Raw genomic sequence first — 21,968 nt, 5'->3', positions numbered from 1 at the left:
ATAATGAAAACATCTAAAATTCAGTATTTTACTGTAATTATTAAAAATTTAAAAAATGATTAATCTGTATTTAATGACAGATTGACCTAAAAATATATATGAAAAAATCTAAATTTACAACCCTTGACAGTTTGTCACTACAGGAGTTTGATGAGAACTCAGAATTAATTCCTTTAATGACACCCGAGGACGAAGAAGCAATCAATAACGAAGAGCTACCAGAAACATTACCTATTTTATCCTTAAGAAATACGGTGTTATTCCCTGGTGTAGTTATCCCTATTACGGCAGGTAGAGATGCCTCAATAAAACTAATAAACGATGCTAATAAAGGCGGAAAAGTTATTGGTGTTGTGGCGCAAAAAGACGAATCGGTTGAAAAACCTGGAGCTAAGGACATTCATGAAACAGGAACTGTAGCTAGAATTTTAAGAGTTTTAAAAATGCCTGATGGTAACGTTACCGTTATTATTCAAGGTAAAAAACGTTTTAAAGTTGCCGAAGTACTTACTGAAGAGCCGTACATGACGGCTACAATAAGAGATATTCAAGAAGCTAAACCAGCAAAAAAGAACAAGGAGTTTACTGCAATAATAGACTCTATAAAAGATTTAGCTTTAGAGATTATTAAAGAAAGCCCAAACATTCCTAGTGAGGCTTCTTTTGCTATAAAAAACATTGAAAGCAATTCATTTCTAGTCAATTTTGTGTCTTCAAACATGAATTTAACGGTCGATGAGAAACAAGAGCTTTTAGAAATTGATGAGCTAAAAACACGTGCTTTAACAACCTTAAAGTATATGAATGTTGAGTTTCAGAAATTAGAACTTAAGAATGATATTCAATCTAAAGTTCAAATGGATATGAGCCAACAACAACGAGAGTACTTCTTACACCAACAAATGAAAACCATTCAAGAAGAATTGGGTGGCGTTAGTCATGATGGTGAGTTAGAAGAAATGCGTGTCAAAGCCAAATCAAAAAAATGGGACGAAAAAGTTGCTAAGCATTTTGAAAAAGAAATTGCTAAAATGCAACGCATGAATCCGCAGGTTGCAGAATACTCTATTCAAAGAAATTATTTGGAGTTGTTTTTAGATTTACCATGGAACGAGTTTAGTAAAGATAAATTCGATTTAAAACGCGCCATGAAAATTCTTGATAGGGATCATTTTGGTTTAGAAGATGTAAAACAAAGAATTATAGAATATTTGGCTGTTTTAAAACTTCGTAATGATATGAAGTCGCCAATACTGTGCCTTTACGGACCTCCAGGTGTTGGTAAAACATCCCTTGGTAAATCTATTGCCGAGGCTTTAGGACGAGAGTATGTGCGTATTTCGTTAGGTGGTTTACGTGACGAGGCAGAAATTCGTGGTCATAGAAAAACCTATATTGGTGCTATGCCAGGGCGTATTATTCAAAGTTTAAAAAAGGCAGGAACATCAAACCCTGTGTTTGTTTTAGATGAAATTGATAAATTATCAAATTCACATCAAGGCGATCCTTCTTCAGCAATGTTAGAGGTTTTAGATCCAGAACAAAACAGTGAGTTTTACGATAACTTTTTAGAAATGGGCTACGACCTATCTAAAGTGATGTTTATAGCGACTTCTAATAGTTTATCTACCATTCAGCCTGCATTACGCGATAGAATGGAGATTATAAATGTAACGGGTTATACCATTGAAGAAAAGGTAGAAATTGCCAAGCGTCATTTATTACCAAAACAATTAAAGGAGCATGGTTTAACCGATGCGCATTTAAAAATAGGAAAACCACAATTAGAAAAAATTGTTGAAGGGTATACACGCGAGTCTGGTGTACGTGGTCTTGAAAAGCAAGTAGCAAAAATGGTGCGTTATGCAGCTAAAAATATTGCTATGGAAGAAGATTATAACATAAAAGTATCTAACGAAGATATTATTAAAATATTAGGCGGCCCGAAAATGGAGCGGGATAAGTACGAAAATAATAATGTTGCTGGTGTAGTAACTGGTTTAGCATGGACCCGTGTTGGTGGCGATATTTTGTTTATAGAGTCTATACTTTCTAAAGGCAAAGGCGCTATGTCTATTACTGGTAACTTGGGTAAGGTCATGAAAGAATCTGCTACCATAGCTATGGAATACATAAAATCTAATGCAGATAGTTTTGGAATAGATATTAGTGTTTTCGAAAAATATAATGTGCATATTCACGTACCAGAAGGAGCAACTCCAAAAGATGGCCCTAGTGCAGGTGTAACCATGTTAACTTCTTTAGTGTCACTATTCACACAGAAGAAAGTTAAGAAAAGTTTAGCCATGACTGGAGAAATTACTTTGCGTGGTAAAGTATTACCAGTTGGTGGAATTAAGGAAAAAATACTAGCGGCAAAGCGTGCGCGTATTAAAGAAATATTATTGTGTGAAGATAACAGACGCGATATCGAAGAAATTAAACCAGAGTATTTAAAGGGTTTAACGTTTCATTATGTAACTGAAATGAGCCAAGTTATTGATATTGCTGTCACTAAACAAAAAGTTCAAAATGCAAAAAAATTATAAGGCAGCATTTGTTTTTATAATCGCTTTTGTGTGTAATTTAGGGTTACACGCGCAAGGTAAAGTGGTTTATAAAGATGTGCTTCATAATGGAAAAGAAGCAAAATTAAATTTAGCCACTGGCGAATTTATTTTTAAAGATTCAAAAGGAAACGATTCTATTGTAAATGCTAGAAGAAATGACAACGATAATTCAATTGAAAGATTGAATTATCATGTTGTTCAACAAGGAGAAACTTTAGATGTTGTAGCTAAACAATACGGACTTACAGCAAGTAAATTAAAGCAAGCTAACAAATTAAAATCTTCTGTTATTAGTGAGGGACAAAAACTTCGTGTTAGAAATTTCACAGATGTAAAAGAAGGCGAAGAAGCTGATGTTTGGGTAGTTGCAAGCGGAAATACCCTTTACGGAATATCAATAAAAACAGGTGTTAGCGTAGATGCTTTAAAGCGCTTAAATGGTTTAAAAAGCAATAAATTAGCTATCGGACAAAAATTATTTTTAAAGTAGATTTAATTTTACTTAAAAAAAATAAATTATAGATACCGACGTTTTAGTATAGATTCATTTACTTTGTGTCGAAAATATGCTAAGAAAAATTACCACATTTTGTTTTTTAACTATAACGGCACTCTCCTTTGGACAAATTGGAGGTGAAGCTACATACCAATTTCTTAATTTGGTATCGTCGCCACGTCAAGCTGCTTTAGGAGGTAAGGTTTTAACAAATGTGGATTACGATGTTACACAAGGTCTTTTTAATCCGGCTACCATTAATGCAGAAATGGATAATCAATTGGCCTTAAATTACACGAGTTATTTAGGCGGTATTGGTTACGGAACAGCTTCTTATGCTTATACTGTTGATAGACGCACACAAACCTTTCATACAGGAATTACTTATGTTAATTATGGTTCTTTTGATGGTTACGATGAAGAAGGCAACTCAACAGGAACGTTTTCGGGAAATGAAACCGCGTTATCCTTTGGTTATGCTACACAAATAGGCTATTCAGACTTTTATATTGGTGCAAATGCGAAAATAATTACATCAAAATTAGAACAATATAGTTCTTTTGGTGCTGCTATTGATGTGGGTCTTATTTATATAAATGAATATTTAGATTTTAATGCGGCATTGGTAATCCGTAATTTAGGAACCCAAATTACAACATATGCCGATTTAAATGAGCGTTTACCTTTTGAAGTCGCTTTTGGAATGTCTCAAAAACTAGAACATGTTCCTATACGCTGGCACGTTACTTTAGAAAATTTACAACAGTGGCCCATTGCAACATCTAATCCAGCACGATCAACAAGTGATTTATCTGGAAATCAAACCTCAGAGAAAATTGGTTTTCTTGGTCAAGTAATACGACATACTATTGTTGGTGCAGAATTATTCCCGGAAAGTGGATTTAATATTCGTTTAGGATATAATTTTAGAAGAGGCGAGGAGCTAAGAATTGTTGATGAGCGTAATTTTTCCGGACTCTCTGCAGGCCTTTCCATAAAAATGAATAAAATGAGATTTAGCTATACACACGCCAAATATACAAGTGCAGGAAACTCAAATTTCTTTGGTTTACAAATAGATTTACAGTAAAAAAGTTTTTAGTTTACAGTTGCAGTATTCAGTTTTACTCAAATAAATAAAATACTTTACCCATCTGAGGATAATTAAAGTGATTAGTATTTTTCCACTTTAGGCATTTTAAGTACTTTAGGCACTTTCAAACTTTATAGATAAATGAATAAAATAACCATAGCTATCGATGGGTTTTCATCAACTGGTAAAAGCACCGTAGCAAAACAATTAGCAAAACATTTAAGTTACATTTATGTAGATACCGGAGCTATGTATAGAGCGGTAACTTTTTATGCTATGGAAAACGGATTAATTAGCGCTACCGATTTTAATTCGGAAGCTTTAATTTATCAGTTACCAAATATTAAAATCAATTTTAAATTTAACGATGCTTTAGGGTTTGCCGAAGTGTATTTAAATACTATAAATATTGAAAAGCAAATTAGAACCCTGGAGGTTTCCAGTTTTGTAAGCAAAGTAGCTTCCATATCGGAAGTTAGACGAAAACTAGTTGAACAACAACAGGAAATGGGACAAGATAAAGGTGTTGTAATGGATGGTAGAGATATTGGTACGGTTGTATTTCCAGAAGCAGAACTTAAGTTGTTTATGACAGCATCAGCCGAAACTAGGGCAGAGCGTCGCTATCAAGAATTAATTGAACGTGGTGATGATGTTGAATATAAAGATGTGCTAAAAAATGTTCAAGAACGCGATTATATGGATTCAAATCGAGAAGATTCGCCTTTAGTAAAAGCAAAAGATGCTATCGAAATTGATAATTCTCACATGACACTAGATGAACAATTCAATAAAATACTTCAATTAGCTAAAATGACAATTGAAGATGGTGAGTAAGCATTTGTCATTTAAATATAGGCAAATAAAAAAGCGAATCTTGTATAAGATTCGCTTTTTTGTTTTATAAATAATGTCTTCCTATAAGTTAGGAATAATTAATTCTTGGTCTGGATGAATAACATCAGGATTCTTTAAAATATCAGAATTAGCCTTAAAAATAGCTTGATATTTTGATGCGCTACCATAATATTGTTTAGCAATTTTACCTAAAGTTTCTCCGCTTTTAACAGTATGTCTAGCAAAAACACTTTCATCGGCTACAGATATGTTAGCCATAATATCAGTTGGGTTTTCACCGCCAATTTCTTTAATTTTGTCCCAAAGAACATTTTTTTCATATTGTGTATTTGCAGTTCCTTTTATTTTAAGAACGCCATTCTCTTCAGATACATCTCCGTTTTGGATATTTAACGCTTCACCTAAGTTTAAAACGTCTTGATACTTTGCTTTCACCATGATTTAGTAATATTAATTTGTAAATAATTGTAGTGAACAATATACTAAAATATTCAATGCATTTAATTAAATGTTTCTAAGTAATTGTTCTAAAATTAAGACACCACCTTTATTAATTAGTCACATCTATTTTATTTGTTCATTTTTAGGTATTTATATCAATATTATGTATTTTTGCACTCCTTTTAGCGAATCGTCAGGATAATAAAAGGAATGAAATTTAAAAATAATATAACACTTCTGTGTGTTATTCGCTTAAAATCCCTGAAACATAACAGAATACAAACGCGGTAAAAGGTAATTTCGAAAACACGGAATATCTTATAAAGTATCGCAGAAATTAATTAAATGGCTGATAAAGCAAAACAAACTGAAGTTGAAGCAACAGAAGCTCCAGCGGTAGAAGCTCCAGTGGTATCTGAAGCAAAAGCAAATCCTGAAAAGTTTTTAAAAGAATTTAACTGGCACAATTACCAAGAAGGTATTGATGAAGTTGATGATTTACAACTTAAAGAATTTGAAAAATTAGTAGCTGAAAATTTCGTTGACACTTTAGATGATGAAGTTGTTGAAGGTACAGTAGTACACATTTCTGATAGAGATGCTATTATTGACATCAATGCAAAATCTGAAGGTGTTATTTCTTTAAACGAATTTCGTTACAATCCAGACTTAAAAGTAGGAGACAAAGTAGAAGTATTAATTGATGTGCGTGAAGATGCAACAGGACAATTAATATTATCTCACAGAAAAGCTCGTGTAATTAAGGCTTGGGATCGTGTAAATAAAGCACACGAAACTGGTGAAATCGTTAACGGTTTTGTTAAGTGTAGAACTAAAGGTGGTATGATTGTAGATGTTTTTGGAATTGAAGCATTTTTACCAGGTTCTCAAATTGACGTTAAACCAATTAGAGATTACGACCAGTACGTAAACAAAACTATGGAATTTAAAGTTGTGAAAATCAACCACGAATTCAAAAACGTAGTAGTTTCTCATAAAGCGCTTATTGAAGCTGATATTGAAGAACAAAAGAAAGAAATTATTGGTCAATTAGAAAAAGGTCAAGTATTAGAAGGTATTGTTAAAAATATTACTTCTTACGGTGTATTTATTGATCTTGGTGGTGTTGACGGATTAGTTCACATTACAGATTTATCTTGGTCTAGAATTAACCATCCAAATGAGATTGTTGAGTTAGATCAAAAATTAAATGTTGTAATTCTTGATTTTGATGAAAACAAATCTAGAATCCAATTAGGTCTTAAACAATTATCTAAACACCCATGGGAAGCTCTTGCAGAAGAGGTTAAAGTTGGTGATAAAGTAAAAGGTAAAGTTGTTGTAATCGCAGATTACGGTGCATTTATTGAAGTTGCTGATGGTGTTGAAGGATTAATTCACGTTTCTGAAATGTCTTGGTCTACACATTTACGTTCTGCTCAAGATTTCGTTACTGTTGGTGATGAAGTTGATGCAGTAATCTTAACTTTAGATAGAGAAGATCGTAAAATGTCTCTTGGTATTAAGCAATTAACTCCAGATCCATGGACTGATATTACTACTAAATACCCATTAGGTTCTAAGCATACAGGTATTGTACGTAACTTTACAAACTTTGGTGTTTTTGTTGAATTAGAAGAAGGAATTGACGGATTAATTTATATCTCTGATTTATCTTGGACTAAGAAAATTAAGCATCCATCTGAGTTCTGTGCTGTAGGTGATAAGTTAGATGTTGTTGTACTTGAATTAGACGTTGAAGGACGTAAATTAAGTTTAGGTCATAAACAAACTACTGATAACCCTTGGGATAAGTATGAAACTGAATTCGCTTTAGGTACTGTACATAAGGCAGCTATTACTGAAATGGTTGATAAAGGTGCTACTATAGATTTTAACGAAGATATCGTTGCATTTGTACCTTCTCGTCATTTAGAGAAAGAAGATGGTTCTAAACTTAATAAAGGTGAAGAAACAGAATTCAAAATTATTGAATTTAACAAAGAGTTTAAAAGAGTAGTTGCTTCGCATACTGCAATTTTTAAAGCTGAAGAAATGGCTAACGTAAAAGCTGCTGTTAAAAAGCAAGCTTCTCAAGCTGCCGAAGCAAAACCAACTTTAGGTGATGCTAATGATGCTTTACAAGCTCTTAAAGATAAAATGGACGGAAAAAAGTAATCCGTGAAAAAATCCTTTGAAAAAAGGAATCTCATTAATCTATATTAAAAAGCTTCTCGATTTTCGAGAGGCTTTTTTTATTGCTTATTATTTATAGATGGCTTCTGTGTTATAATTTTTTAACGTATTACACAAACAGCTCTAAAGTCTTCACAGTCGTATTTGTTTTATTTTTAAAAGCTAATTGTGGTAAACAAGTTTTATACTTTACGTTTTGCTTATGTAGTTAGTGCGCAAGGGATAGTAGAGGAAAGCCCAAAGCCCGACGCAGGAGGAGCGAGGATTTGCAACGGATAGCCCGACCCTTTTTTGGGTGCGCCCAAATAAAGATAGTAGTATTGGTTTTTACTTCTAACTTTTTGCATTATATTTGTTCTCCAAATACGTTTGGATACAATATGAGTCAAAAAGTTTTACTTAACGCAAAAGAGGTAAACATCATTCTTCACCGATTGGCTTGTCAACTTATTGAAAAACACAACGACTTTTCTAACACCGTACTTATTGGTTTACAGCCTCGTGGTGTATTTTTAGCCAATAGATTAGCTAAAATTTTGAGCGAAGATTATAAGGTTAAAGATATTAAATTGGGTCATTTAGATATTACTTTTTTTAGAGATGATTTTCGCAGAGGAGACAAAACACTAGAAGCCAATAAAACCAAAATAAATTTTATAGTTGAGGATAAAAACATTGTGTTTATTGACGATGTTTTGTATACCGGACGAAGTATAAGAGCTGCTTTAACAGCAATTCAATCGTTTGGGCGCCCTAACGAAATTGAACTTCTTACATTAATTGATAGACGTTTTAGTAGGCATTTACCAATACAACCTAATTATAGAGGTAGGCAGGTAGATGTTATTAATAACGAGAAGGTAAAAGTAAATTGGAAGGAGCATGATAATGAAGATGCCGTTTACTTAATTGAAAAGTAGGATTTATAGTAGAGCGCATATGTACACTGAAAGATTGAAATAAATAAGGAACTTTTGAAAATTAATGAGTTAAATTTTAAGCAAGTTGAAAAGCAAGATTCTGTAATTATAGAATTCGGAAAATTTGATAGCTTAGAGGTTGTTCAAGAAATAGATGCTAAATTAATGCGGGTTATTCCTTTGGAATTAGGTAATCATGATATGCATGAAATAGCTTTGGATGACTCTCATGGACGGTTTTTTACATATGGTAAAAATGCCGAAAAATTATTTAAGTGTATGCTACCCGTATTGAAACAATATGATTTTTTGAAGGAAGCAACGGTGCATCTCAATTTTACGGGAGGCGACAAAGAGAGAGATATAGATTTTAAATTATCGAGTGTAACTGCAGACTAATACTGCCAACTGAATATAAAATACCATGAGCGAATTAAGTGTAAATCACTTATTAGGAATTAAATATCTTAAAGAAAAAGATATCCAACTTATTTTTGAAACTGCCGATCATTTTAAAGAAGTTATAAATAGGCCCATTAAAAAAGTTCCATCGCTTAGAGATATTACCATTGCCAATTTATTTTTTGAAAACTCTACAAGAACAAAATTATCTTTTGAGCTTGCCGAAAAACGATTATCGGCCGATGTGCTTAATTTTTCGTCTGCACAATCGTCTGTAAAAAAAGGAGAAACTTTAATTGATACCGTAAACAATATCTTATCTATGAAAGTAGATATGGTTGTTATGCGACACCCAAACCCTGGTGCTGGTGTATTTTTATCTAAACATGTTAACGCAAGCATTATTAATGCTGGCGATGGCGCGCATGAACATCCTACACAAGCCTTACTAGATTCGTATTCTATACGCGAAAAATTGGGTGAAGTTAAAGGTAAAAAGGTGGTTATAGTAGGCGATATTTTACATAGTAGAGTAGCCTTATCTAATATATTTGCTTTACAATTGCAAGGTGCAGAAGTTATGGTTTGCGGACCAAAAACACTTATTCCTAAATATATAAATGAACTTGGTGTAAAAGTAGAAACTAACCTTCGTAAGGCTTTAAACTGGTGCGATGTTGCCAATATGCTACGTGTGCAAAACGAGCGTATGGATATAAGTTATTTCCCTTCAACTAGAGAGTATACCCAACAGTATGGGGTAAATAAAGATTTACTAGATTCTTTAGATAAAGAAATAACAATTATGCATCCAGGACCAATAAATAGAGGTGTTGAAATTACTAGCGATGTTGCAGATTCAAAACAATCTATTATCTTAGACCAAGTGCAAAATGGTGTTGCAGTAAGAATGGCCGTTATTTATTTGTTGGCCTCTAAAATAAAACAATAGATTATGATTTTCGATCAAGATGGAAATACAGTAATAATCACTCAAGAAAAAGTTTCGCTAATTGAGTTGGTTAAAAAGCTTCAAACGCTTTACCCTAAATATAAAAACAATAATATAATTGTGGCTTTAACAAGTTTAGATAAACTTACTAAAGATGACATTGTAGAATTTTTAGATTTATCTAATACACATAAGGCAGCAAAACACTCTTTCGTTATAGTATCCAATAAAATAGATATAGACACCGTGCCAGACGAATTGGTAGTTGTACCTACTATTTTAGAAGCTCACGATATTATTGAAATGGAGGTTATGGAACGGGATTTAGGGCTGTAACATGGACCATTATCATCTAGCTGAAGTAAATATAGCCAAACGATTGGCACCAATGGACGATCCAATAATGCAAGATTTTGTCAATAATGTTGATAAAATGAATGCTATTGCAGATGCCTCTGAAGGCTTTATTTGGCGTTTAAAGGATGAAGATAAAGACGAAGCTATTTTCGTTTTTAAAGATGATTCCATTATTATAAACTTATCTGTTTGGGAAAATTTAGATGCTCTTTTTAACTACACTTATAAATCTGGACATATAGAAGTTTTTAAACGAAAAAAAGAATGGTTTAGTAAAATGAAACTGATGCACATGGCGTTTTGGTATGTGCCAAAAGGCTACGAACCTACTTTTCAAGATGCTAAACACCGTTTAGATTATTTAAACACATATGGGGATACGCCGTATGCGTTTAGCTTTAAAAATAAATTTTCATTAGCCGAAGCCTTAACTTATAAAAAGCAATTGTAGCTTATGAAATTATCTATTTTAGGTTGTTATAGTGCAACGCCTCGAACTTTAAATAATACAACATCTCAGGTTTTAGAAATTAATAACCACATGTTTTTAATTGATTGTGGCGAGGGTACCCAAGTACAATTACGAAAACATAAAATTAAGTTTAACCGTATTAAACATATTTTTATTTCGCATTTACACGGCGATCATTTTTTTGGTTTGGTAGGGTTAATTTCAACGTTTAGGCTACTTACAAGAGAAACCGATTTACATATTTATGGACCCAAAGGCATAAAAGAAATTGTGGTTTTACAAATGAAATTAGCCGATTCCTGGACAAACTACAATCTGTATTTTCATGAATTAACCTCGAAAGAATCTGAGTTAATTTATGAAGATGATAAGGTTGAAGTACATACCATTCCATTAAATCACAGAATTTATACTAATGGTTATTTGTTTAAGGAAAAGGAGGGGTTACGTAAGCTAAAAATGAATGCGGTTGAAGATGCCAATATAAACGTGGCATACTATAGAAAGCTTACGCAAGGGTTTGATGTTGAAAATGAAGATGGCATCTTGATAGACCACAAAACCGTAACAAAACCAGGGGCTAAACCTAAAAGTTATGCCTTTTGTAGCGATACCATGTATAAAGAGGATATTGTACCTATCATAAAGGATACGGATGTATTATACCACGAATCTACGTTTTTAGATCAACATGCTCATTTGGCGGTTAAAACAAAACATTCTACAGCTAAAGAGGCAGCACTAATAGCAAAACAGGCAAATATTGGCACCTTAATATTAGGGCATTATTCTACACGATATGGCACTATTAATCCTTTTAAAGATGAAGCTAAAACTGTTTTTGATACGGTAGAATTAGCAGAAGACGGTAAGACTTTTCAATTTTAATTAAACTCCTTTAAATTTTCTACCCAGTCTATAGCTTGCTTTAAAGACATACAACGCTTAATACTTATATTCGTGAATTTTTTTTCTATTGAAGCATTCATATAACTAGAGTTGTTATATATAACAATTGCGCTAGCAAAAGGATAAAAATTACTTTGCTCAATTTTTGTCCAATTACTTGGGTCAATGGAGTAGTGGTTTATTCTATTTGAAATATATGCGAACTTGCCACCTTCGCCATAAAAGTTTTGAATTTTATCAAAAACCTCTACAATGTTTTCCCATTCAAAATGAATACCTTCATTTAGTTCTGAAATGCAAAATTTATCACACAAATAAAAATTTCCAAAAGGCATTTCTAATTTGGTAAAATTATAGGCTTTAAAAAAGGAATATTTTTCTATAGTCATAACTGTAGTTAGGGATTGCGAAATTACTGAATTTGACAAACAAGAGCATATTAAATTGCTTGTTTCTATCATAATTTAACACTTATAAACGCTGAAATGCACGACCTTTTTTTTTCATACAACAACTGTTTATAAATGAGAATATTAAAAAATATAAAAATGTTTACTAGATTTTTTAAAAATGATTTAATTTGCAGTCTATGGAAAAGGATTTAAGTAATTATAGAAAATCTTACGAAAAAGGCGAGCTGTTATTAAATGACGTGCCAGAAAACCCTATGGAATTATTTCAAAAGTGGTTTTATGATGTAGATAAACATTTTACAGAAGATGAAACTAATGCTATGACTATAGCTACTATAGGTTTAGATGGTTTTCCTAAAAACAGGGTAGTTTTACTTAAAAAATTCACCTTCGAAGGGTTTATATTTTACACCAATTATAATAGTGAAAAAGGTAAGGCTATTGCTGCTAACCCTAATGTCTGTTTATCTTTTTTTTGGCATGGAGCAGAACGGCAAATAATAATAAAGGGGAAAGCCGAAAAGATTGCACCCAATTTAAGCGATGGTTATTTTGAATCTAGACCACGAGGTAGTCAATTAGGAGCTATAGCGTCAAACCAAAGTGAACCTGCACCTAATAGAGCATTTTTAGAAAATAAACTGAAGGATTTAGAAACAGATTATACGGGTAAAGAGATTGAGCGACCAAATTATTGGGGCGGCTATATGGTTAAACCAGTAGAAATTGAATTTTGGCAAGGGCGTCCAAACAGACTTCATGATCGTATTCGATATCAGCTTCAAGAGGACTATAATTGGTTGATAAATCGATTATCTCCTTAAATCAACGATGAAGTACATGTTTTTAAGTTTTTAAATTGCGTTTCAACGATTAAAAACATAAAAAACCGATGAAATGCATGTTTTTCATCGATTTTAACATTTTATTAACAATTATTTCATAGTATAGGGTTAATTTTACAACTCCAAATCTAATTAACTTAACCTATGAAGTTATTTACAAAATTACCTGTAGTAGTCTTATGTGCTTTATTAACGCTTAGTTCTTGTAGCACAGAAAGCGATGAAAACGAATCTTCAGCAATAGAATTGAGTCTTGTGCAACAAGAGGCTAAAGCTATTGAAGTTGAAATTTTAGAACTTATTAATACTCATAGATCGTCTTTAGGTTTAAATACTTTATCAGAAATGAATATTGTAAAATCTGTAGCTTACAGCCATACAGATTACATGGTAGACAGCGGAGAAGTATCGCATCATAACTTTTTTACGCGTAGTGAATATTTAAAGGCTAATGCTGGAGCCAAAAATGTTTCAGAGAATGTAGCATTTGGATACAGTTCTGCCGAGTCTGTTGTTAGAGCATGGTTAAAAAGTGAAGCACACAAAGATAATTTAGAAGGCGACTACACCAATTTTGATGTATCGGCAGAGAAGAATGCAGAAGGAAGATGGTATTACACTAATATTTTTATAAAGAAATAACCTTTTTAATAGAGTAATTTAATAGCTTAAATATGTTTTAAACTGGTTATGATTGATAGCCCCAAATCTAAAAACCTCTCGATTTATTGAGAGGTTTTTTTCTGCTTGAATATTAGATAAGGTACATTTTATTACTGTTTTTTTTGTTTCATATATTAATTATGGAAAGTTTAGCAGGGTTTTATATACTGTTTAGTGGATTACCTTCCTTTTGTTTAAAAAGAATGGCAGAGGTAATTAAAATAGTCCCTATTTAAACGTTACTAAAACTGAATTATAATGCAACGAACAAATCAATGGAATAAAAAAACCATAAAAACTATTTAGGCTTTAATGGTATTTTAACTATTTGTAAGTGTAATTAATTCATTTGAACAGTAAATTCTGTGCGTCTATTTTCTTGGTGCTGTGCTTCAGTACACTTTTTAGCACTATTGCAGTCGTTTATTAAATTTTTCTCTCCGTATCCCATATAACTTGTAATACGCGAGGCTAGTACGCCTTTAGATAGTAAATAGTTATAAACGTTAGTTGCTCTTTTTTGAGATAACATATCATTATAAGTCTCCGTACCTCTGGCATCAGAGAACGATTCAATGTCAATACTCATATTTGGGTATACATCTAGCATAGTATTTACTAAATTATCCAAAGCTATTTTGTCTTGATTTCTAATAGAAGCACTATTAAAATTAAAGTAAATAGGAGAGAAGCTAACGTCTTCTATACTTTCTGTTTTAAGAGTATTACTTGGTGCTGTAGAAATTGTGTTGTCTTCTGCTATTTCTAAATCAGTTTCATTTTTAGTCTCTTCAAGTTCTAATGTAGAAACTCTTTCAAAGGCATAAATATCGTCGCTACCAGCACCACCTTTTCTATTGGACGCGAAATAACCAGATAGTCCATCTTCATTCATAAAAAACGAAAAATCGTCTTTACTCGAATTAACAGGTGTTCCTAAATTTATAACGCTAACGATATTTTTATTTTCATCTGCAACAGTTCCGTAAATATCTAGTAAACCTAATCCTGGGTGACCATCAGAAGAAAAGAAAAGAGCGCCTTCCCTATTTACAAATGGAAATTTTTCATTTTTACTTGTGTTTACTGTAGCACCAAGATTTTGAGGTTTTCCGAAAGTCCCATTATATATGTCTACATAATAAATATCTGAACCACCATGTCCTCCAGATCTATCCGATGCGAAATATAGTTTAGTCTCATCCTCACTTAAAGCAGGGTGTCCATTAGAAAAATGATTGCTGTTAAACGGTAATTCTTCAATGTTTTTCCATTTTCCATTTACTAAGGTAGCCTTATATATTTTAAGGTTCGATATACCATTACCATTACGACCTAAAACATTTTTTATAAAATCTGTTCTAGAAAAATACATAGTTTTTCCATCTTTAGTGATGGTAAGCGGACCATCATGATAAACCGAATTCACGCGACCTTTTAATTTGGCTTTGTTACCAATAAGGGTATCGTTAGAGTTTGCATTAATGGCATAAATATTAAGAAAAGGTTCTTCATCCCATGCATTTATGTGCTTTTTTATATCACCTTTATCTCTAGCCGATGTAAAATATATTTTATTACCATGTTTATAGGCACCAAAATCGCTGTACTTAGAATTGAACTTAACATCTTTTAACGTAAAATGTTTTTTTGCGTTAAAAATAGCATTTAAAAAATCTGAATCTTTAAGATAACGTGCCTCTTCAATATCACCACCAGCGTCTTTAAATTGTTTCATTAAAGTTCTAGACGTTTTGTAGTCTTCAACACCACGTAAGGCTTGTGAGTAATTATAGTAGTAGGCTGTAGGTACGTTATTTTGCTTAATAACTTTTTCGTAGTAAATTACCGCGCTATCTGGGTTTCTTAAATACGAATAGCTATCTGCTAATTGTCTTGTAGCATAGTTTGTATTAATACCTTGGTTTATTAATTTATGATACGCATTTGTGGCTTGTACAAAAGCAAAATTATTAAATAGGTTATCGGCTTTTTGTTGCTGCGCATTTTGTGCATAAGTGCACAATGTAATTGACAGCATTAATACTGTTGCTATATAGTTTTTTAATTTCATTTGGGGTATTGTTTAATTAAAAAAAATATTCAAAATATATACTACCAAACACTTACTTATGGTTTGGCAGTATTTAATCGGTATAGCGGTAAATTAACTATTCCATTTTTACCACTATAAATTGTGTACGTCTGTTTAATTGATGCTGTTTTTCTTCACATTTTTGACCATCTTGACAACCATTAGTCAACTTACGCTCACCAAAACCTTGATGCTCTGTAATTCTAGAAGGATCAATACCTTTAGAAATTAAATACTCGTAAGTGCTATTGGCTCTATCAATTGAAAGTTTATCGTTGTAAGATAATGTACCTCTAGAATCGGTATGCGATTCAATACGGATTACCATTTCCGGATAATCATTTTGCATTAGACTTACAATTTTATTTAATTGTGCTTCAGCATCAGCTCTAATAATATGACTATCGAAATTAAAGTATATAGTGTTTAAATCTATTTCAGCAAGTTTAACAACATCTTGAACTGGGTTAAGTAATAAGTTGGCACCAATAGAAGTTAATTCGGTTTGTAAATCTTTTGAAGTAAATTCTCTATAATCTTCAATGTATTTATCTTGATTCGCAACAATTTTATAATCTTGGTTTCTATCAATATTTATTTGGAAATACCCGTTGTCATCAGTTTCCATAAAGGCAATCTGATTATCGTTCTCGTCAAACAAAGTAATTTTGGCGCCAACAATAGGGAAGGTGTTAATAGCATCTGTTACTACGCCTTCTACATGTAGGGCAGGTTCTCTATGAAAGGCATAAATATCGTCACTTCCTCTACCACCTTGGCGGTTGGAAGCAAAATATCCAGTAATTCCGTTTTGATTCATAGAAAAAGCAAAATCATCCTTATTAGAATTTACAGGAACACCTAGATTAATAACATCGACAATACTTTCTTCGTCTTCACCTTTAATGGCAGCATAAATATCTAGTAAACCTAAACCTGTATGACCATCAGAAGAGAAGAACAAAACGCCCTCATTATTTATAAACGGGAATCCTTCTGCTTTTTCTGTGTTAACAACATCTCCCAGGTTTTGAATATTTCCTAAAGAGCCATCTGGAGCAATATCGGCTGTCCAAATATCCGATCCACCATGTGTTCCTGGTCTGTCCGATGTGAAATATAATTTTGTTTCATCAACATTTAAAGCAGCATGTTGTGTTGAATAATCGTCGCTATTTATGGAAAGGTCCTCAACGTTTGTCCATAAACTATCCACCTTTGTAGCGCGATAGATTTTCATATTTGTAAGTCCGTTTTTATCTTTCAGCTCAATATCGTCTTTGAAGTTGTTTCTAGAAAAATACATGGTTTTACCATCTTTAGTAATAGTAACAGGACCATCGTGATAGATAGAGTTAATATCACCTTTTAATTTTGCGGTGTGATCTACATTTCTTTTAGAACCCGCTTTGGTTACATAAATATCTAAAAAAGGTTGTTCATCCCAGCCATATAAGCGCTTAATGGCTACACCTTCGTCTCTAGAAGAGGCAAAGTATACTAAGCCATCATGCTCAAAAGCACCAAAATCACTATATTTTGAGTTGAAGCGCACACGATCTAGAAAGTATTGTTGTTTTGCTCCAAATACACTGGTTATAAAATTAAGATCTTTTGAAAAATCATCGGTATCTACAACACCTCCCGAATCCTTATAGCGTTGAAGCCAAATTTGAGATTCGTCGTATTTTTTCATACCACGTAGCGATTGTGCGTATTTATAATAATATTCAACAGGCACATCTTTTTGTTTTACGGCACTTTTATAATATCTAGACGCATTTCTTGGGTCTCTTAAAAGGGCGTAACTATCCGCAAGTTTTCTTGTAGCGTAATTTCTATTGTAGTTATCTTGAACAAGTTCTCTGTAAAGCTTTGCGGCTTTAACAAACGAAAATTTATTAAATAAAGTGTCTGCTCTCTTTTGTTTTCTTTGTTGAGGGAACAGAGATAGGCTTAATAATAAAGCCATACAAACTAATATGTAATTTTTAGTGTTCATAGATAAGTTAGGATTAGAAATATCTTGGTGATTTTAGTTTAGAACTTAAGAATTTAAACTCATACATAAGCAAAATTTCGTGTGTTCCTGTTGTATAGTCAGCAATTTCTGATGTTGGTTTCTCATAAGCATAACCAACACGTAATTGTCTAGATAATTGAAAGTCGACAATGCCACCTATAGCGGCTGTTCTCTCGTTGATTCTATATGAACCACCTATCCAAAATTTCTCGCTAAATAGGAAGTTAGCAGTTAAATCGTATGAAACAGGAGCTCCGTTAGTAGCTTTAATTAAAGTAGCTGGTTTAAATTTAATACTTTTTGTAAGATCAATAACACCACCAGCAGTAAAATAATAACTTATATTATCTAAAGCTTCGAATGATCTGTTATTGTTACTACCATTATTTAATATTCTTGGGGCAGATAAACTTGCGTATACACGGTTTGTACTCCAATATACACCAGCACCAATATTTGGAGACCATCTATCTTCAGTTCCATATATTAAAGGATCATTTTGGTTATCTTCATCTAGTCTAAAATTAGTATCGAAGCTAAATTGTGTAAATCCAGCTTTTAAACCGAAAGCTAATTTACCATTTCTTCCTGTTGGGATATTGTATGCAAAATCTCCATATAAATATGTGAAATTTTGAGGGCCTAAATCATCTTCAATTAAAGATAAACCTAAACCAATTCTATCATTTCTTAGCGGCGTATGCACCGATAGGGTTTGAGTAATTGGTCCGCCTTTAAAACCAACCCATTGACTTCTATGTAAACCTACAACACTTAAAACTTCTCTACTTCCTGCATAGGCTGGATTGATTGAAATAGTGTTGTACATGTACTGGGTAAATTGGGGTAGTTGTTGTGCAACTCCAATTGTACTGCTAAATATTACAATAGCGATTATATTAAATTTAATAAACTTCATAGGTTAAGTTTTATTTGGTTCCTAAGTATACAGGACCAGTAATTGGGTCCAATCCACTATTTCTTAAATTAATGATATAATAATAAGTTCCATTAGGTAATTTTCCATTGTTACCAAATGATGCTTTGGTTGATGATCCATTCCATTTTCCGAATACACCAAAAGCGTTTCCTTCTCTTTCGCTTCCTAAGGTATATTCATTAGATTCATAAACTAATGCACCCCAACGGTTAAATATTTTAACTTCGGCAACAAATCCACAAAGTGTTATTCCTTCAATATCAAATGTTTCATTGAAATTATCACCGTTTGGCGTTATTGCTGTAGAGATACTAATGTCTTTTTCACCACAAGGTAATACTCTACATTTAGCATCTACAACCATGATTACATCCGTGATATTTAAACATCCAGATTGGAAACCTGTGTGTCTTAAGATATACTGAATACCTTCGGTATTAGGATTAAATTCTTCAGAATAAACACTGTCTAAATTAGTAGGATCGAAGATGCTTCCGTTTATTGTTGCTACCGGGCTACCTTCTATAAGCTCCCAAGAACCGCCAGTTACTTCATTAGATAAAAAGCCATCTAAGTTTACAACACCATTATCAAAGCAAATATCTTCGGCAACAACCTCATTTATTATTTCATCTAGGGCTACGTTTAATGTTTGTGTATAAACTTCTTGATTACCACAAGCATCGCTTACTGTCCATGTTCTTATAATTTGGTAATCTGCTATTACGCTTTCATCAAATGTATTAGTTTCAGTAAATTCTTGGATAACATTTGAAGAACAATTATCGGAAAATGTCATTTCTGGTGCTTCTGGAATATCCGTACAACTTACATCAAGAACTTCTTCAAAGTCTGATGTAGGAATTGGAGCAGTGGTATCTTGAACTGTTATAATTTGAACATGTGGCGTTGTTAAACCACATTCATCAGTTGCTAAATAAGTACGTGCAATTATATAATTAGATGGACAATTACCATCAGTTCTAACATCGCTTACTGTTACTTTAGCCTCACCACAATTATCTATTGCTGTTATTGTAGATGCTTCTGGTATCATATCACACTCTACCGTAATGTTTTCTGGTAAAGCATCCACAAACGTTGGAGCAGTAGTATCTTGTACAATAATATTTTGAGTGTGTGTTGTTGTTATTCCGCAGTCATCTGTTGCTACCCATCTACGTGTTATGGTATAGTTGCTAGGACAATTTCCGTTAGTTCTAGAATCAGTTACACTTACTGTAGCATTACCACAAGTATCTGTAGCTGTTAATATAATAGCTTCTGGAATGGCATCACATTCTACAACAATATTCGGACTTGGTAAATCTTCAACAAAAACTGGAGGAGTTGTGTCTTGTACTGTTATATTCTGAACATGTATGTTTGCTACACCGCAATCGTCTGTTGCAATATATGAACGTTTTATTACATAGTTGTAAGGACAGTTTCCATCAATTCTTTCATCTTGAACGGTTACAACTGCAATTCCACAATTATCTGTAGCTGTTAAAGTTTCCGGTAATGGAATATCATTACATTCTACAACAATAGATCCAGGTAGTGTTTCTTGATCGAATGTTGGAGCAATAGTATCTGCTATAGATATTACTTGATCTTTACTAGTTGCGTTACCACAAGCATCTGTTGCTGTCCAAGTACGAACTATAGTGTAAACACCGCTGCATGTACCATTTGTTCTTACATCGTTATAAGTGATAATAGGATTAGGATCACAATTATCTGTAGCTGTAGCTTCATCAAGTGTTAACGGAGAAAAATCATCACTACATTCTGCGGTTACACTCTCAGGTATTGAAATTACTGGAGGCGTGTTATCCTTAATAATGTATGTATATGTATAAACGATTTCATTTCCAGCACAATCGGTATAGGTAAAGGTGTATATTTTTTCACCTTCACAAACAGGATCTTCGTTTTCAGTTATAACAGGAGTTATGTTATTTCCACAAGCATCTGTTAGTACAAGCGCTGTTGGTTGTAAAGCTTCTTCAATACATTCAACAGTAGTACTTTCGTTAATAGGTGCATCTGGAGCTGTTTTTTGAATAGTATAAGTGTAAACGTAAACAGATTCGTTACCAGCACAATCTGTAAACGTGAACGTATAAACTTTATCACCTTCACAATCTGGGTTTGGACTTTGTGTTATTACAGGTGTAATATCGTTTCCACACGGATCTGTTACATCTGGAATTGATGGTTGTGTAGCATCTTCAATACACTCCACAATAGAACCGTCGCTATCAGGAACCACTGGTGCATTTATTACATCAATAGTATAAGTATATGTGAAAACAGAAATGTTATTGGCACAATCTGTATATGTAAATGTATATACTTTTTGACCTTCACAGTCTGGATCTGGACTTTCTGTAATTACAGGAGTAATCACATTTCCACAAGAATCAAATACCTCAGATATTTCAGGAATAGTTGCATTAGCAAGACATTCTACGGTAGAACTAGCATTTTCTGGTACTACAGGTGCGGTTGGTATTTCGATTGTATAGGTATATACATAAACTGATTCGTTACCAGCGCAGTCTGTATACGTAAAGGTGTAAATTTTGTCACCCTCACAATTTGGATCTTGATTTTGTGAAACTGTTGGAATAATTGCATTTCCACATGTATCAGAAACTACTGGTGCGTCTGGTAAAATAGCATCAGTAAGACAGCTTACGGTAGAACCTGCATTCGTTGGAACAACAGGTAATTCTGTAAGATTAATTTCATAGGTGTATTCCCAAATATCCGTATTACCAGCACAGTCCGTATAGGTAAATGTGAATGTTTTGTTTCCTTCACAAGCAAGATCTGTGCTTTGAGTCATCACTGGTGTTATTTCATTACCATTAGCGTCGTTAACTGTTGGAGGTGTTGGAGCGACAGCTTCAGAAATACATTCTACACCAGAAGTTTCATTTTCAGGCACTGTGAAAGGAGCTAATTCTATGGTGTATGTGAATGTCCAATCTGCTGTGTTATTAGCACAATCGGTATACGTAAACGTGTAAATAACCGAACCTTGACAATCTGGAGTTTCAGATTTTACAGCTTCAGAAGGCGTGATAGGATTACCACAATTATCATTTACTGTTGGTGGAGTAGGCTCTACAGCATCATCAATGTTATCGATAATCATGATACCATTAGTTGGTAAAACAAAAGCTGTAAGTTCAATATTATATGTGTAGGTATAAACCGCTTCGTTTCCAGCACAATCAGTATAGGTGAAGGTATATATTTTTTGACCTTCACACTCAGGGTTTGCACTTTCAGTAACTACCGGAGTAATA

19 protein-coding genes are annotated in these 21,968 nt (G+C 33.1%); 13 read left to right on the top strand and 6 right to left on the bottom strand.

Annotation, left to right across the window (positions count from 1 at the left end; all coding sequences use genetic code 11):
- Positions 1-98 precede the first annotated feature (98 nt).
- From lon to cmk, 4 genes are all read left to right on the top strand, one after another.
- Positions 99-2,549, top strand: a complete 2,451-nt coding sequence (gene lon / locus HNQ90_RS16710) for an endopeptidase La (protein ID WP_144118071.1) — start codon at positions 99-101, stop codon at positions 2,547-2,549.
- Positions 2,533-3,060, top strand: coding sequence for a LysM peptidoglycan-binding domain-containing protein (locus tag HNQ90_RS16705; RefSeq protein ID WP_144118070.1), 528 nt, complete (start codon positions 2,533-2,535; stop codon positions 3,058-3,060). The genes lon and HNQ90_RS16705 overlap by 17 nt, the downstream gene beginning before the upstream one ends.
- Before the next feature lie 76 nt (positions 3,061-3,136).
- A complete protein-coding gene (porQ, locus tag HNQ90_RS16700) occupies positions 3,137-4,156 on the top strand; it encodes a type IX secretion system protein PorQ (RefSeq protein WP_144118069.1) in 1,020 nt (339 codons plus the stop codon).
- A 144-nt stretch (positions 4,157-4,300) separates the two neighbouring features.
- Positions 4,301-4,996 carry a (d)CMP kinase gene (cmk, locus tag HNQ90_RS16695; RefSeq protein ID WP_144118068.1) on the top strand — a complete coding sequence of 232 codons (696 nt, stop codon included), beginning with the start codon at positions 4,301-4,303 and terminating at the stop codon, positions 4,994-4,996.
- A gap of 81 nt (positions 4,997-5,077) precedes the next feature.
- On the opposite strand, the gene HNQ90_RS16690 is transcribed toward cmk, so the two are convergent.
- Positions 5,078-5,455, bottom strand: coding sequence for a LysM peptidoglycan-binding domain-containing protein (locus HNQ90_RS16690; protein WP_172625931.1), 378 nt, complete (start codon positions 5,453-5,455; stop codon positions 5,078-5,080).
- A gap of 348 nt (positions 5,456-5,803) precedes the next feature.
- Here HNQ90_RS16690 and rpsA point away from each other — a divergent pair, with 348 nt between their 5' ends.
- The 7 genes from rpsA (at position 5,804) to HNQ90_RS16655 (ending at position 11,645) form a co-directional block, all read left to right on the top strand.
- Complete coding sequence (rpsA, locus tag HNQ90_RS16685; RefSeq protein ID WP_144118066.1) at positions 5,804-7,636, top strand: 30S ribosomal protein S1; 1,833 nt, start codon at positions 5,804-5,806, stop codon at positions 7,634-7,636.
- A gap of 398 nt (positions 7,637-8,034) precedes the next feature.
- Positions 8,035-8,574, top strand: a complete 540-nt coding sequence (gene pyrR, locus HNQ90_RS16680; RefSeq protein WP_144118065.1) for a bifunctional pyr operon transcriptional regulator/uracil phosphoribosyltransferase PyrR — start codon at positions 8,035-8,037, stop codon at positions 8,572-8,574.
- Between the two features lie 54 nt (positions 8,575-8,628).
- A complete protein-coding gene (locus HNQ90_RS16675) occupies positions 8,629-8,973 on the top strand; it encodes a hypothetical protein (protein WP_144118064.1) in 345 nt (114 codons plus the stop codon).
- Between the two features lie 25 nt (positions 8,974-8,998).
- Positions 8,999-9,928: an aspartate carbamoyltransferase catalytic subunit gene (locus HNQ90_RS16670; RefSeq protein WP_144118063.1), complete on the top strand. Its 930-nt coding sequence runs from the start codon at positions 8,999-9,001 to the stop codon at positions 9,926-9,928.
- Between the two features lie 3 nt (positions 9,929-9,931).
- Positions 9,932-10,264 (top strand): ribonuclease Z, encoded by a 333-nt coding sequence (locus HNQ90_RS16665; RefSeq protein ID WP_144118062.1) that lies wholly within the window; start codon positions 9,932-9,934, stop codon positions 10,262-10,264.
- 1 nt (position 10,265) lies between these two features.
- On the top strand, positions 10,266-10,736 hold the full coding sequence (locus HNQ90_RS16660) for a DUF3291 domain-containing protein (RefSeq protein ID WP_144118061.1): 471 nt from the start codon (positions 10,266-10,268) through the stop codon (positions 10,734-10,736).
- Between the two features lie 3 nt (positions 10,737-10,739).
- Positions 10,740-11,645: a ribonuclease Z gene (locus HNQ90_RS16655; RefSeq protein ID WP_144118060.1), complete on the top strand. Its 906-nt coding sequence runs from the start codon at positions 10,740-10,742 to the stop codon at positions 11,643-11,645.
- Here HNQ90_RS16655 and HNQ90_RS16650 read toward each other — a convergent pair.
- Positions 11,642-12,127 carry a hypothetical protein gene (locus HNQ90_RS16650; RefSeq protein WP_144118059.1) on the bottom strand — a complete coding sequence of 162 codons (486 nt, stop codon included), beginning with the start codon at positions 12,125-12,127 and terminating at the stop codon, positions 11,642-11,644. The genes HNQ90_RS16655 and HNQ90_RS16650 overlap by 4 nt on opposite strands.
- Positions 12,128-12,255: 128 nt before the next feature.
- Here HNQ90_RS16650 and pdxH point away from each other — a divergent pair, with 128 nt between their 5' ends.
- Both pdxH and HNQ90_RS16640 read left to right on the top strand, forming a co-directional pair.
- Positions 12,256-12,903 carry a pyridoxamine 5'-phosphate oxidase gene (gene pdxH / locus HNQ90_RS16645; RefSeq protein ID WP_144118058.1) on the top strand — a complete coding sequence of 216 codons (648 nt, stop codon included), beginning with the start codon at positions 12,256-12,258 and terminating at the stop codon, positions 12,901-12,903.
- A gap of 165 nt (positions 12,904-13,068) precedes the next feature.
- Complete coding sequence (locus tag HNQ90_RS16640; RefSeq protein WP_144118057.1) at positions 13,069-13,566, top strand: CAP domain-containing protein; 498 nt, start codon at positions 13,069-13,071, stop codon at positions 13,564-13,566.
- 361 nt (positions 13,567-13,927) lie between these two features.
- Here HNQ90_RS16640 and HNQ90_RS16635 read toward each other — a convergent pair whose 3' ends face one another.
- The 4 genes from HNQ90_RS16635 to HNQ90_RS16620 all read right to left on the bottom strand — a co-directional run.
- Positions 13,928-15,661 carry an OmpA family protein gene (locus HNQ90_RS16635; protein WP_144118056.1) on the bottom strand — a complete coding sequence of 578 codons (1,734 nt, stop codon included), beginning with the start codon at positions 15,659-15,661 and terminating at the stop codon, positions 13,928-13,930.
- Between the two features lie 97 nt (positions 15,662-15,758).
- A complete protein-coding gene (locus HNQ90_RS16630; RefSeq protein WP_144118055.1) occupies positions 15,759-17,654 on the bottom strand; it encodes an OmpA family protein in 1,896 nt (631 codons plus the stop codon).
- 43 nt (positions 17,655-17,697) lie between these two features.
- Positions 17,698-18,624, bottom strand: coding sequence for a PorP/SprF family type IX secretion system membrane protein (locus HNQ90_RS16625; protein WP_144118054.1), 927 nt, complete (start codon positions 18,622-18,624; stop codon positions 17,698-17,700).
- A gap of 10 nt (positions 18,625-18,634) precedes the next feature.
- On the bottom strand, positions 18,635-21,968 hold a 3,334-nt coding region (locus HNQ90_RS16620; RefSeq protein ID WP_183822382.1), incomplete at its 5' end, for a T9SS type B sorting domain-containing protein.

Source organism: Algibacter amylolyticus (assembly GCF_014202225.1).
GTDB classification, from domain to species: Bacteria; Bacteroidota; Bacteroidia; order Flavobacteriales; family Flavobacteriaceae; genus Algibacter_B; species Algibacter_B amylolyticus.
The sequence above is the reverse complement of the archived record's forward strand: the minus strand, read 5'-3'. Positions and strand labels throughout refer to the sequence as shown.